Consider the following 15709-nt stretch of genomic DNA (forward strand, 5'->3'; position numbering starts at 1 on the left):
CCAGTTCCTTGGCTTGGTCGTTCAGGCGGCGCTGCTGTGGGTGGTGGTAAGGTCGCCACGACCGGCCAGCAGGCCGGGGACGGAAATATCCTCGTCCAGTTCATCCCAATGCAGGCCCCGGCCACTGGGGCTGATCATCACGGCCGCCCGTTGATCGGGGGTGGCGTGCAGCAGGCGCGGGAACCAAGCCAGAGGCACGCCGATCGTCCGCCCGTCGGCCAGGTCGACCCACATTGTAAATTCGTCGAAGCGGACCCTTTCAGCGGAAATGCTCATGCCATGCCCTTTCGATCAAGGCCCTGTTCTCGGTGACGCGCCCTCCCACCGGAAGATGACCGGCATCTCGCTCTCCAACGTCGATCCTGAGAACAACAATGCCATCAATTTTGATGCCTTGTCACGATACCGCGCCCGCGTTCCCCGCCCACAACCAAGCCATGCCCGGCACCCCCCTGGGCAAAAGGCCGGTTCCGGCGCATATTGTGCGGCTGCAACATCATCCGTTCGAGTACCGATCCCCATGGATACCCTGCCCCCGGAACCGTCCACGCCGATGGAACCGGATCTTGTCTTCGCCGTCGCCCGCCATCATCCGGAAATCACCAGCATCGGCCGTCTGGGCCTGGACCGGATCGAACAGGCGGCGGCCTATGGCATGGTGCCACTGGGCCTGCCGCTGCCGCAGGGCAAGCGCGATCTGGTCGTGCTGGAGGAACGGCGCGACGCCGTGGTGCTGGAGATCGAAGGGCTGGTCGCCCGCATGGTCCGGCGCATGGAGCTGTTGCAGCAGGGCCGGCGCGCGCTGGAGGGTACGGCCGTCGAGCTGCTGGCGGCTGAGGCCAAGAGCCGGGTGCGCGCCCGCACCCATGATGAACTGACCTTCCCCGACCTGCCCGGCCCCATCCGGCTGGAGGTCAGCCGGTCCTATGATATTGACGAGCTGACGGGGCTGGATGACGCGACCCTGCGCGCGCAGCTGATCGAGGACCCGCAGCTGCGCCAGATGCTGGACCAGGCCCTGTCGGACGTGGCCGGCCGGCTGTGGCAGCTGCGGGAGATGGTGGGCGAGGCCGACGATAGCTGGACCTTCGAGAATCTGGGCCAGCGCCTGTTCCGCCTGTGCCGCAACAACCACCAGCCCAACGACATCCTGCGCCGCTGGGAAGAGACGGCCGACACCTGGCTGCGCGAACGCGCCGTGGCGCGCGGCCGCAGCTTCGTGAATACCGAATTCGACTTCGCCAAGTTTGAACGGCTGTTCCCCACGGCGCGATCCATGGGGCGCAAGCTGGTGGCCATTGTCGGCCCCACCAATTCCGGCAAGACCCACCGCGCCATGAAGGCCCTGCATGAGGCCGAGCAGGGCATCTATCTGGCGCCGCTGCGCCTGTTGGCGCTGGAGGTCATGGACCGGCTGAACCGGGAGGGCACGGCCACCACCCTGCTGACGGGGGAGGAGGAGATCCGCGTGCCCGGCGCCCGGCACACGGCATCGACCATCGAAATGCTGGACCCCGAACTGGTGGTGGATGTGGCCGTCATCGACGAGGTGCAGATGCTGGCCGACAAGGATCGCGGCTGGGCCTGGACGGCGGCCCTGATGGGCGTGCCGGCGCGCACCGTCTATCTGCTGGGGGCACCCGAGGCGCTACCGCTGATCGAGCGGGTGGCGGCGCATCTGAATGAGCCGCTGGAGGTGGTGCGGCTGGAGCGCAAATCGCCGCTGCACATGCTGGAAACCCGCCTGGAATATGAGGATGTGCAGCGTGGCGACGCGCTGATCGCCTTTTCCCGGCGCAATGTGCATATGGTGCGCGACATCGTGCAGGCGCGCGGCCTGACGGCGGCCGTCATCTATGGCGCGCTGGCGCCGGAGGTGCGCCGTAGGGAGGCGGAGCGCTTCACCACGGGTGAGGCCGACGTGGTGGTGGCCACCGACGCCATCGGCATGGGCCTGAACCTGCCCATCCGCCGCGTGCTGTTCACCACCCTGGAGAAATATGACGGGGTGGAACAGCGCGAGCTGGCCCCGGCGGAGGTGAAGCAGATTGCCGGCCGCGCCGGCCGCTTCGGCCATCACGAGGTGGGCGAATTCGGCGTGGTCGGCAAGGGCACGCCGCAGCAGCTGCGCACCCTGTGGACCCGGCCCGACATCGCCTTCGGCCCGCGTACGGCCCTGACGGTGCGGCCCACGCGGGCCATGGTGGCGCGGCTGGCATCGCGCATCGGCACGGACAGCATGATGCTGCTGGTCGATTGCTTTGCCGCCGCCAAGACCACGGGCAGCCCCTATCGCGTGTCCGACCTGTCATCCTTGCGCCGGCTGGCCCAGGCGCTGGACGAACGGTCGGTGAAGTTCGAGGACAAGCTGAGCCTGCTGTTCATGCCGTGCGATCTGGAGAAGGAGGTGGATGCCCGCTTCTTCCACCAGATGCTGCGCGCCGTGGAGAAGGACGAGCCGGTGCCGCTGGGCCTGGTCGTGCCGCTGCGCATGGAAAGGCTGGATGATTACGGGCTGGAGGAATTGTCGCGGTCTTGCGACCTTTACTATTGGGCCAGCCGCAAGTTCGCCCGCCTGTTCCCCGATCGCAAGGCCGTGGAGGTCCGGCGGGGCGAGGTGGCGGGGCGGCTGTCGGAACTGCTGGCCAGCACGGCGCGGCGCCAGCGTCTGGGCAAGCCCGGCGGCGGCGGGCGTCCGGGTGGGGGCGGTGGCGGCAAGCCCAAACCGCCCCAGGGCTTCCGCGGTGCGCCCAAGAAACGCTATGGCCCGCGGCGGGGGTGATTAAGGCCGGCGACTGCCGGCCTGCGCACCCATGTGCGCGTGAGCCCGAGCCGCCGGATGGCGGCGCCCGGTATTTGAGGGGGCGTAAGGCCATTGCTGCGACCGATGTCATTGTCATATGGCTGACATCAAACTGAGACGATAGAGTCGCCATGCATGCGGATAGTCCGGCGCGGTTTCCACCGCCGCTACGGGGCCGTACCCATGTCGCCGGATCGTCCGTTCAACGTGCTGTTCATCTGCCGTCGCAACGCGTCCCGCAGCCTGATGGCCGAAGGCCTGCTGCGCAAATGGGGGGCCGGGCGGTTCGACACCTTCTCCGCCGGACCTGAGCCGCGCGAGATGCCGGACCCGATCACCATCGACCTTCTGAAGAAGGTCAGCATCGATACCGAAAATCTGCGCCCCAAACATTGGGACCTGTTCACGGGCCCCGATGCGCCGGACCTGGATTTCGTCATCCATGTCTGCGAGGAATCGGCTGCCAAGCCGCAGCCGGCCTGGACGGGCAATCCGCTGGTCTTCACCTGGCGTTTCCCCGATCCGCTGGCCCTGGAAGGGTCGGAGACGGAACGCCGCGCCCTGCTGAACCTGGTGTTCGGCATGGTGGAGCGGCGGGTGAAGCTGCTCTGCGCCCTGCCCGACCATCGTCTGGTCCGGCTGTCGGCGTCGGATGTCTCCGACATCGCCATGGCCGGATAGGTCACCCTTCCGCACGGTTCTGCCAGCCCGCTTGCCGATCAGGCCGGCGGTGATCAGCCGGGCCCTGTTCCGGCCGGACAGGCGCGCCTTCGCGCATGGCTCCCGACATCTTGCGCGACCGACGCCGCCCGCCCCCCCCCCGCATCCTCCGCGGGGCCGTCGCCTTCACGGGCGGAGTTTCCGTGATTTATCCATTAGGAAATGAAAAGGGGCCGGCCGCGCCGCGCCCCAGCCCGGTCCGCTGCCCGACATCAGGCCGACCCGCACCGTCAGGGAGACCATCAGCCGGGGCCGACCGCAGCGGCATCGGCCGCCCGAGCCGGGGCAAAGGGGGCGGTCTGCGGGAGGCCCGTTAACGGGTTGTTAGCCAATTGGGGGCACTCCTCAAACGGTAGCCCGTAGGCGTGCGCGGCCGCTGTCGGCCGCCATGCGCACACCGCAAAGTCCAGAACTTTTCGTTGCGTGATAAAACAAGCATGCACTTGCGCTGAAATCCTGTGTTTAGTATCGTTTAGTTGTAGTTGGGGGGCTTGACATATTCATGGGCCCTCTATTTTTTCCCGATAGGGACCCATAGATAATGCGGGTGATGGCGGTGCGGAATTTCTGGCTTGCTCTGACCTGTGCCGCGGCTTTCTCTATGGGGAGCGCTGCCCTGGCGCTGGCCCAGGATGCGGGCCAGATCATGCGCGATGTGGAGCGCAATATCCCGCGCCCGCCGCCGCCGACCCCGTCTGTTCCGGACCTGTTGCCGCCATCGGCGGAAGGGGAGTTTCTGAAGGAAGGGGATACGGTTCGTGTTCAGGGTTTCCACATTGTGGCCACCCTGATCCCGGAGGCGGAGTTGAAGGCGCAGCTGGCGGATTATGTCGGCCGCGACTGCACGCTGGGCGATCTGAAGGAAGCGGCGGCCCGCATCACCCGCTATTATGCCAAGCGCGATCTGCTGGCCCGCGCCGTGCTGCCCCGGCAGACGCTGGAAGGCGGGATCGTCACCATCCAGGTGCTGGAAGCCCGCATGGGCAAGGTGCGGCTGGACCCGTCCAGCAAGACGCGCCTGGACCCCGACCGCGCCGCCGATTTCATCCATGCCCAGAACCGCCCCGGCGAGCCGCTGCATCCCAGTGCGGTCGCCACAGGCGTGTCCAACCTGGGCATCATCCCCGGTGTGCAGGCGCTGGGCGTGCTGGATGCGGGCGAGGAGGAGGGGACGACCGACGTCATCCTGAAGCTGCGGGAGCCGCCGCTGGTCAGCGCCACGGCCATGGTCGACAATAATTCCGCGGCCGAGATCGGGCGCGTGCGTGGCCTGGCCATGCTGACCATGACCAACGCCACGGGGATCGGCGAGCAGGCATCGCTGACGGGTCAGGCCACGAAATCATCGCGCTATGGCCAGGTATCGGCCGGCATGCCCGTGCTGGATGGTGATCTGTGGCTGGAGGGCATGGGGGCGGGGCTGACCTATGACATCCCCAAGAAGGTCAATGTCAGCGAACCGTCGGGCACGGCCCAGACGGCGGCGCTGAACATGCGCTGGCTGGCGCTGCGCACCTCTTCCGATCCGGTCAGCCTGTCCTTCGGGCTGGAGCATAAATGGACCAATGACAAGGTGGCGGGCCTGACCACGGCCACCAACCGGCTGGCCGGTGCCACCTTCGCCGCCCATCGCAGCATGCGCGACAGCTGGCAGGGCGGCGGCGCCTTCATGTTCAGCGCTGCGCTGAAGGTCGGCTATGTCGACCTGTCGCGCAATGCCAGCAACAAGGCGCTGGACAAGGCCAGCGCCCGCAGTCAGGGCAAGTACGGCAAGATCACGCTGACGGCGGCCCGCCGGCAGGCGCTGTGGAAGAATGGCGACCTGACGGCCACCCTGTCGGGCCAGTTGGCCAGCAAGAACCTGAACAGCGGCGAGCAGTTCTCCCTGGGCGGCCTGACGGGCACGCGCGCATATCCGGTCAATGCCGGCAGCGGTGACCAGGGCGTCATGCTGAACCTGGAACTGGGGCATCAGGTGCTGGACAGGCTGCGCGTCTCCGCCTTCTGGGATGGCGGTCTGGTCGAACAGCACAAGAAGCCATGGACGGGCTGGGAAGGGGCGGGGTCACCGCACAACACCTATTTCCAGCAGGGGGCGGGGGCCAGCGCCACCTGGAGCCCGTTCGACAATGTACAGGTGAAGACGGTCGTCGCCCGGCGTATTGGCCCGGATGCCGGCATGGACATGGTGTCCGGTCGGCGGGCGGAAACGCGTGCCTGGGCACAGTTGGTTGTGATGGTTTAGCAGGAACGGAAATCCAGTGTCGACGCACCGCACCCGCAAAGCCACCCTCCGCGCCCGCCTGCTGGGCTGCACGGCGGTCATTTCCGTTGTCCAGACCCTGACGGGGGCCGCCTGGGGACAGCAGGCGCCGGGAACCCTGCCCACGGGCGGACAGGTGCAGGCGGGTGCGGCCAGCATCGCCACCGCCGGCACGGTCATGACCGTGACCCAGTCGACGGACAAGGCCATCATCAATTGGGACCGGTTCAATATCGGTTCCGGCGCCTATGTGTCGTTCGAACAGCCCAATGCCGGGTCCATGACGCTGAACCGCGTCGTTGGGAGTGACCGGTCACTGATTGATGGCGCGATGCGCGCCAATGGCACCGTCATCCTGGTCAATCCCAACGGGGTGGTGTTCGGCGGCGGGGCCACGCTGGATGTAGGCGGTCTGGTGGCCAGCACGCTGGACATCGCCAACGAGGATTTTGAGAAGGGCAATCTGTCCTTCACGCGCGGCACGTCGGATGCCGCCATCGTCAATGCCGGCAGCATCAATGCCCGCAGCGGGTCGGTGGCGCTGCTGGCCTCCCAGATCACCAACCAGGGCCTGATCCGCGCCCAGGTCGGTTCCGTTGTGCTGGCGGCGGGGGAGGCGGTGACGCTGACGCCCGACGGGGGCGCACCGTTGAAAGTGGATCCGTCGCTGCTGCGCGCGGAAATCGCGGCGGGCGGCATCATCCAGACGGGCGGCGGTGCCGTCTATCTGACGGCCCAGGCCCTGAACAAGGTCAATGCCGGGGTCATCAAGGCCACCGGCGTGATCGAGGCCGACAGCCTGACCGACAAGGGCGGCACGCTGGTCCTGGATGGCAGCGGCCCCATCACCCTGCAAGGCGCGCTGCTGAGCGCCACGGGGGCCACGGGCGGCGGCACGGTCGTGATCGGCCATGCCGACACGACGTCGCTGACCATGGATGCCGACAGCCGCATCGACGTATCGGCCAAGGACAGTGACAAGGGCGGATCGGTCACGGCCAACAGCAAAGAAAGCACCTATCATGGCGTGATCCTGTCACGCGGTGGTAGCCTTTGGGGCGATGGCGGCTTTGTCGAGACGTCGGGCGGGCAATTGTCCATCGGCGCCCTGCATGTCGATATCGGCGCCGCCAGGGGCAAGGGCGGCAACTGGCTGCTGGACCCCTATGACCTGACCGTCAATTCCTCGCTGGCCACGGCTGTGCAGACGGGGCTGGCGTCGGGCAATGTCACGCTGCAGACCACCAGCGGCAGCGTCGGTTACACAGGCGTCACGGCCGGCGGTACCACCAGTGCCAGCGGCAATGGCGATATCTTCGTCAATGCCGGCATCACCTGGACATCGGCCAACAGCCTGACGCTGGATGCCTATAGCGGCGTCACCATCAATACTGCCCTGTCGGGCAGCAGCCTGTCGGTCATCACCAACAATGGCGGCACCACGGGCACGTTCCGGGCCAATGCCGCGGTCGATCTGACCACGGGCCTGAACGTCAACGGCACCGGCTATACGCTGGTGACGTCTGCCGCGCAGCTTGCCAGCATCAGCAGCAGCGGTGCCTACGCGGTTGCCCGCAATATCACCCTGACCAGTGCCTGGACGCCGCTTGGTTTCAACGCCACGGGCGACAATACCGCCCCCACCGCCTTTGCCGGCACGTTGGAAGGTCTGGGGCACAAGATCAGCGGCCTGTCCATCAGCCAGGGGACGGCCACCACATCCAACCTGGGCCTGTTGAGCAGCATCGACAGCGGCGGGCTGGTGCAGAACCTGACGCTGTCGGGTGGCCTGCTGTTCGGCGGCACGGGCAGCAACATGGGCCTGCTGGCGGGCCAGAATGCCGGTACTGTCCGCAATGTCGGCGCGTCGGGCACGGTCACCGCCGGTGTTTCCAGCAGCAATGTCGGCGGCCTGATCGGGCAGAATCAGAGCACCATCGTCACATCCTATGCCAGCGTCAGCGTGTCGGCCGGCGCGTCGAACAGCGGGGTCGGCGGGCTGGTTGGTGTCCAGTTCGGCGGCACCATCAGTGGCGCCTATGCTGACGGCAATGTCCGGGTCGGCGACAATGCCACCAATGTGGGCGGGCTGGTCGGCAGTGCCGCCGGCACCATCAGCCAGAGCTATGCCGCCGGCACCGTCTCTGTCGGTGCCGGTGCGCTGCGCATCGGCGGTCTGGCCGGTCTCCTGTCCGGGTCGGTTGACGCTGCCTATAGTCTGAGCCCTGTGACGGTCGGCACCAGCAGCGACATGATCGGCGGTCTGGCCGGGCGCAACAGCGGGTCGATCACCGAGGTCTATTCCACCGGCACCATCGTGACGGGGGCGGCCAGCACCAATATCGGCGGTCTGATCGGGGTCAATAACGGCAGCGTCCTGGCCAGCTTCTTCGATACGGCGACATCGGGCCTGTCGGTGGCCTTCGGCAGCGACACCAATGCCCAGACATCGACCGCGATCGGGGCCAACACCACCCTCTCTGCCACCTATGCCGGGTTCGATTTCAGCGGCGAATGGTATCTGATCGACGGGCGCACCCGGCCCATCCTGCGCAGCGAGAAATCCAGCACCATCATCAATGGCCATCAGTTGCAGTTGATCGGCCTGGACCTGACGGGAAACTATTTCCTGTCGGCCAATATCGACATGAGCGGTTCGACGGCGCAGGGGGGCCTCTGGTCGACCGCCGGCTTCACGCCCATCGGCTTCACCACCGTTTCCGTCAATAACAGCCCGTCCGTCTTCGCCGGTTCCTTCGATGGTCAGGGCTATACGATCAGCAGTCTGAGCCTGAACCCCGTCGGTTATAACAATGTCGGCCTGTTCGCCAGCATCGGCACCGCCGGGTCTGTGGCCAACGTGACAGTGAGCAATGGCCGCCTCCTCACCGGCTTTCCGGGCACGGTCACCAACAGCTGGGGCCTGATTGCGGGCAAATCCTCCGGCCTGATTTCCAATGTCTATGCCAGCGGGACGATCGTCAGCACGCGGGTGAGCACCATCGGCGGCCTGGTCGGCGGCCTTGTGGGCGGCACCATCCTGAACAGCGGCACCGGTATCTCCGTTGTGGCCGGAACCCAGGTGACGGCGCTTGGCGGTCTGGCGGGTTTTGTGACGGGCACCTCCTCCATCGCCAACAGCTATGCCACCGGCGCCATCAGTGTCGGTAACCAGAGCATGCGTGTCGGCGGTCTGGTCGGTGATGCGATCGGGTTGATCCTGGAGAGTTCCTATGCCACCGGCAATATCAATGGCTCAGGCAGCGGTGTGCAATATGTCGGCGGTCTGGTCGGCCTCAATAACTCGGGTACCATCAGTAACACCTATGCCACCGGAAACATTTCGCTGGGCTCTGCCAACCAGCGTATCGGCGGGCTGGCAGGATATAGCACGGGCCTGATTACCAAAAGCTACGCGACCGGCAATGTCAGCGCCGCTAACACCAACAACCAGTATATCGGGGGCCTGGTCGGGCTGCTGGCACAGCCGACCAGCGGGGCGACGTCGGCCCGCGTCGTTGAAAGCTATTCCACCGGCAATCTCTCCATCGGTAACAGCACGGCTGTCGGCACGGCCGGCATTTATATCGGCGGTCTGGTCGGGCTGGCGCAGAACGGCGTCATGAGCAACAGCTATGCGACCGGCAATATCACGATGGGCCGGACGTCCACCTATGTCGGTGGTTTTGTCGGGTCGATAGAAGCCTTCAACCTCACCATGTCGTCGGTCCTGGGCAGCTATGCCTCCGGCACCATTTCCGTGGGGTCGGTTTCCACCGATATCGGCGGTCTGGTCGGGCGCAGCAATGGCGGTTATGTTTCCGGCGTCTATGCCATTGGCGCCATCATCATTCCCACCGTGGGGACCGCCAGCACCAACGGTGTCGGCGGGCTGGTGGGAAACCACACTGTCAGCGGCAGCTTCCCCTCCACCCTTGTCCAGGCCTGGGCCAGCGTCGCCATCACCGCACCGTCGACCGTCTCAACCGGTGGTGCCATCGGCCGGATGCTGTCCGGCACCGTGAGCGCCACCTATTGGGACAGCAGCGTTTCGGGCGTGACGCTGGGGTACGGTACCAGCACGGGCGGCAGCATTTCCGCCGCCAGCATCAGCGGCACGGCGGCCTATGCGTCCGCCAGCTATAGCGGCCTCGACTTCACCAGTACCTGGTATCAGATCGAAGGCTATACGCGGCCGTTCCTGCGGGCGGAAAACAGCGCCACCATCATCAATGCCCACCAGTTGCAGGCCATCGCCGTCAACCCGTCCGGCAGCTATGTGCTGGGTGCCAACATCACCATGGCCGGATTGACCAGTGCGTCGGGCCTGTGGAACCCGGCCATCGGCTTCGTCCCCATCGGTTTCAACGCCGCCGGTTCCAATACCAGCCCCACCGCCTTCACCGGCACCTTGAACGGCCAGGGCTATACGATCGACGGGCTGACCATCCTGGGCGGCACCAGCAGCAATATCGGCCTGTTCAGTTCCATCGGCAGCACCGGTTCGGTGTCCAGCCTGACCCTGACCGGCGCCACGGTCACCGGCAGCGGCAGCAATCTGGGCCTGCTGGCCGGGGTGAACCAGGGCACGGTCAGCGCCGTATCGGCCGATGGCACCATCAGCAGCAGCAGCGCGCTCAGTAAGGCCGGCCTGTTGCTGGGCCAGAATCTGAGTGCCGGCATCGTGCGCGGCAGCAGCGCCACGGGCAGCATCCTGGGTGGCGTCAGTTCACAATATGTCGGCGGCCTGATCGGCGAAAATGTCGGCAATGTCAGCGGCAGCAATGCCGGTGCCTCCCTGTTGATAGGTAGCAATTCCCAGCTGATCGGCGGCCTGATCGGTTACAACAATTCCGGGACGGTCGACAGCTCCTATGCCACCGGCACGGTCAGCGTCGGCATTTCGGCCATCTGTGTGGGCGGCCTGGTCGGCACCAATGCGGGCACGGTCAGCAGTTCCTACGCCAATGCCTCGGTCCTGGCCGGGGGCAATGCCCAGCAGGTCGGCGGGCTGATCGGGTACAATGATGGCTGGGCCAGCAAGGTCTATGCGCTGGGCCTTGTATCGGTGGGGGTGAGTGCCAGTGCTGTCGGGGCCCTGATCGGCTCCAACGGCGTTTCGCTGGAAAATGGTTATGCCACGGGCAGCGTGGTGACCGGTGCCGGCTCCACCAATGTCGGGGCGCTGGCGGGCCTCAATGGCGGGGGAATCGACACGGTCTACTGGGACCAGACGACCACAGGGCTGACGGTCGGTGTTGGCAGCGACTCCGGCAACACCACCAATGTCGCCAGTTTCAGCACGGCGAATGCCTTCAGCACCGCCACCTATAGCGGTTTTGATTTCAGCAATGACTGGTACCTGCTGGAAGGCTTCACCCGTCCTTTCCTGCGTTCCGAATTCAGCACCACCATCACCAATGCCCACCAGTTGCAGCTGGTGACGCTGAATGTTGCCGGCACCTATGTGCTGGGCGGCAACATCAATATGGCGGAACTGTCCAGCGCGTCCGGCCTCTGGAAGACCAGCAGCGGCTTCGTGCCCATCGGCGTCACCTCCGCTTCGGTCAGCAGCGCCTTCACCGGCACGTTCAATGGCCAGGGCTATGCCATCAACGGCCTGTTCTCGCGCATCGACACGCTGAGCAATTCCGGCGGCGGTCTGTTCGCGCAGATTGCCAGCGGTGCCCTGGTGCAGAAGCTCGGCGTCCATAACGCCACCGTCACCAACATGGGCAGCAGCGGCACCGCCATCGGTGTCCTGGCCGGCATCAATGCCGGCACCGTCAGCAATGTCTATGCGACGGGCGTCCTGACCGTCGGCGATGGCTGGGAAAGTGTCGGCGGCCTGATCGGCATCAACAGCGGCAGCATCACCAACGCCTATTCCACCGTCGCCGTCACGGTGGGCAACAGCGCCAGCCACGCCATCGGCGGGCTGGTCGGCTATAATACGGGTGGGATTTCCGGGGTCCATGCCAGCGGTCCGGTCACGGTCGGGACGGGCGGAACGTCCGTCGGCGGGCTGGTGGGCCAGCATGCCAGCGGCAGCATCCTGTCGGCCTATTGGGACAGCAGCAGTAGCGGCCAGACCGTCGCCATCGGCAGCGGTGCCGCCACCACCACCGATGTCAGCGGCACCGCCGCCTATGCCAGCGCCACCTATAGCGGGTTCGACCTGAACAATAGCTGGTACATGGTGAATGGCTATACGCGGCCATTCCTGCGGATGGAATATTCCACGACCATCAGCAATGACCATCAACTGCAACTGATCGGCCTGGACCCCACGGCGGATTACCGGATCGTCAATGACATCACGCTGAGTGAATTGACCCAGACGGGTGGTCTGTGGTCGTCAAAGGGCTGGGTGCCGATCGGCTTCAACACGGCTGGCAGCAACACGGCGCCGACCGAGTTCAGCGGAACGCTGAACGGGGTGGGGCATGTCATTTCCGGCATGACCATCAGCAATGCCACCTCCCATTCGCTGGGATTGATCTCCCTGATCGGTTCCGGGGGGGCGGTGTTCAATCTGACCCTCAGCAATGCTGGCATATCGACCGCGTCGGGCCTGTCGCAGGTGGGCCTGATCGCGGGCGCGAACCAGGGGCTGGTCAGCAGCGTCTTTGCCAGCGGCAGCGTCAATGCCGCCGCCAGCACCACCGCTGTCGCCGGTCTGGTGGGGTACAATACCGGCACGATTTACAATAGCGGCGCCAGCGTGAGCCTGACGGATGCTGACAGGGCTGCCTATTGGGGTGGGGTCGTCGGCTGGAACGTCGACGGCACCATGACGGGTGTCTACAGCACGGGCACGATCAGTGTCGGCGCCACGTCGATCCGCAGCGGCGGCCTGGTGGGCTTTTTCAGCGGCGGCAGCCTTGCCAACGCCTACAGCACCCTCAATCTGACGGTTGGCTCCAGTTCCAACACGTTTGGCGGTCTTGTCGGCTATTTGAATAATGGCGGTTTGATTTCCGCCTCCTATGCGGCCAACAGCATTGATGCGTCCGGCGCGTCGAATGTGAACGGGCTGGTGGGCAGTGCCGCCACCGGGACCGTCATCGACAGCTTCTGGGACACTACGAAATCCGGTTTGACCGTCGCCATCTCCGGCGGTTCGACGGCCGGCACCGTCCTGGGCCTTACGACCGCTGAATGGACCACCAATGGCCCCATGGCCCAGTCCGTTTTCAGCACCAGCACCTGGGTGGCGGGCAGCCCCTATCCGATGCTGAAGGCCCTGCCCTATGTCAATGTGGTGGGGACGGGCACCGGCACCTATGGCGGCACGGTCAGCGGCACCGTGATTTCCGCCTCTGACCATCTGGGCCGGGACCAGTCCGGCAACCTGACCGGTATCGTCTGGTCAGTTTCCAGCAGTGGTTCAGCCTATAGCCTGAATGGCAGCGGGGCTTCCTTCAGCGACGGATCGCTATACCAGTTTGCCTATTCGGGCGGGGCTACCATCGTCCCCGCCGCCCTGACCATCACGGCCAGCAACACGACGGTATCGTACGGGGCCGGCGCGGTGCTGACCGGCTATACGACCTCGGGCCTGGTGACGGGGGACAGCATCGACAGCCTGACGCTGTTCAGTACGGGCACGGTGCTGACCTCGTCGGCCGGGACCTATACGATCTCGGCGTCGGGCGCTTCGGGCACGGGCCTGTCCAACTATTCCATCACCTATGTCATGGGCAGCCTGGTGGTGACGCCGGCGGCGCTGACCATCACGGCCAGCGGTGTCACCAAGACCTATGGCAACAGCATCAGCATCACCGGCTATACCAGTTCCGGTCTGGTCAACGGTGAGAGCCTCACCGGCGTCACGCTGACGCCCAGCGGCGGGACGGGGACGGCCGACAGTGTCGGCAGCTATACGATCGTCGCGTCGGGGGCCACCGGCTCCACCCTGTCGAACTATTCGATCAGCTATGTCGACGGCACGCTGGTGGTAAGCCCGGCGACGCTGACCATCAATGCGACCAACGTCACCAAGACCTATGGCAATGCCACCACCGTGTCGGCCTATACCAGCACGGGTCTGGTCAATGGCGACATCCTGGACGGGGTCACCCTGACGCCCACAGGTGGCACGGGCACGGCGGCGGCGGCCGGGACCTATACGATCAGCGTCTCCGGCGCGACGGGCACGGGCCTGTCCAACTATTCGGTCGACTATGTCAGCGGCAATCTGGTGGTGGACCCCAAGGCGCTGACCGTCACCGCGTCCGGCGTCAGCAAGACCTATGGCACCAGCCCGACGCTGACGGGCTTCACCAGCAGCGGCCTGGTCAATGGCGACGCGATCGACAGCGTGACCCTGTCCAGCGGCGGGTCAACGGTGACGGCCGGGACCGGCACCTATGCCATTGTCGCTACCGATGCCGCAGGCACGGGCCTGACCAACTATTCGATCAGCTATGTCCAGGGCACGATGACGGTGGGCCAGGCGGGCCTGACCATCACCGCCTCGGGCGTCACCAAGACCTATGGCGACAGTGTCAGCCTCTACGCCTTCTCCAGCAGCGGGCTGGTCAACAGCGACAGCATCGACAGCCTGACCCTGACCAGCACGGGCACGGGCACGGCGGCGTCGGCCGGCAGCTATACGGTCAGCGCATCGGGCGCCGATGGTACGGGCCTGTCGAACTATTCCATCACCTATGCCGACGGCACGCTGACGGTGAACCCGCGCGCCCTGACCATCACGGCCAGCGGTGCCACCAAGACCTATGGCACCAGCGCCAGCCTGACGGGCTTCACCAGCCTGGGTCTGGTCAATGGCGACGTGATCAGCGGCGTGACCCTGTCCTCCACGGGCAGCGGTACGGCCGCGACGGTCGGCAGCTACACGATCAGTGCCGCCGGCGCCTCGGGCACGGGCCTGTCGAACTATTCCATCACCTATGCCGATGGCACCCTGACGGTGAACCCTGCCGCCCTGACCATCACGGCCAGTGGTGCCACCAAGACCTATGGTAACAGCCTGAGTCTGACCGGCTATACCAGTGCGGGTCTGGTCAATGGCGACGTGATCAGCGGCGTGACGCTGGCCAGCAGCGGCACGGGCACCGCCTCCTTCGCCGGCAGCTACACGATCAGCGCCTCGGGCGCCTCGGGTACGGGCCTGTCGAACTATTCCATCACCTATGCCGACGGCACCCTGACGGTGAACCCCAAGGCGCTGACCATCACGGCGTCGGGCGCCACCAAGACCTATGGCGACGTCGCCACCCTGGCCAGCTACAGCAGTGACGGACTGATCCTGGGCGACACCATCGTGTCGGTGCAGCTGTCCAGCACGGGCGCGGGCACGGCAGCAGCGGCCGGCAGCTATACCATCACCGCGGCGGACGCATCGGGCGGCGGCCTGTCGAACTATTCGATTACCTATGCCGACGGCACGCTGACGGTGAACCCGGCCGCCCTGACCATCACGGCCAGCGGCGCCACCAAGACCTATGGCACCAGCGCCAGCCTGACCGGCTTCACCAGCAGCGGGCTGCTGAACAGCGACAGCATCAGCGCCGTCAGCCTGTCCAGCAGCGGTGGCGGTACGGCGGCGTCGGTCGGCAGCTACACGATCAGCGGCAGTGCGGCCACAGGGACCGGCCTGTCGAACTATTCCATCACCTATGCCAATGGCACGCTGACGGTGAACCCGGCCGCCCTGACCATCGGTGCGGCGGGGGCGACCAAGACCTATGGCACCAGCATCAGCCTGACGGGCTACACCAGTGCGGGTCTGGTCAATGGCGATGTGATCAGCGGTGTGACCCTGACGCCCAGCGGTGGTACCGGCACGGCGGCAACGGTGGGCAGCTACACGATCAGTGCGTCGGGTGCTTCGGGCACGGGCCTGTCGAACTATTCGATCACCTATGCCGAGGGCACCCTGACGGTGAACCCGGCCG

The 15709-nt window shown here is 65.7% G+C and carries 5 protein-coding genes; 4 read left to right on the top strand and 1 reads right to left on the bottom strand.

Translation table 11 applies throughout. The features are described 5' to 3' along the window. Positions 1-21: 21 nt before the first annotated feature. A complete protein-coding gene (locus tag ACODTW_RS08160) occupies positions 22-276 on the bottom strand; it encodes a DUF2442 domain-containing protein (protein ID WP_488945472.1) in 255 nt (84 codons plus the stop codon). Positions 277-520: 244 nt separating this feature from the next. Between ACODTW_RS08160 and ACODTW_RS08165 the strand changes: the two genes are divergently transcribed. The 4 genes from ACODTW_RS08165 to ACODTW_RS08180 form a co-directional block, all read left to right on the top strand. Further along, entirely contained in the window at positions 521-2782 is a 2262-nt protein-coding gene (locus ACODTW_RS08165; RefSeq protein WP_488945473.1) for a helicase-related protein, read from the top strand. A gap of 204 nt (positions 2783-2986) precedes the next feature. Continuing rightward, entirely contained in the window at positions 2987-3484 is a 498-nt protein-coding gene (locus ACODTW_RS08170; RefSeq protein ID WP_488945474.1) for an arsenate reductase ArsC, read from the top strand. 640 nt (positions 3485-4124) lie between these two features. Further along, the gene (locus ACODTW_RS08175; RefSeq protein WP_488945475.1) at positions 4125-5768 is read left to right on the top strand and encodes a ShlB/FhaC/HecB family hemolysin secretion/activation protein; all 1644 of its coding nucleotides are present in this window, start codon (positions 4125-4127) and stop codon (positions 5766-5768) included. Between the two features lie 16 nt (positions 5769-5784). Continuing rightward, positions 5785-15709 (top strand): MBG domain-containing protein (locus tag ACODTW_RS08180; RefSeq protein WP_488945476.1); only part of this gene is annotated, 9925 nt, incomplete at its 3' end.

This window comes from Niveispirillum sp. FG148 (assembly GCF_057809655.1).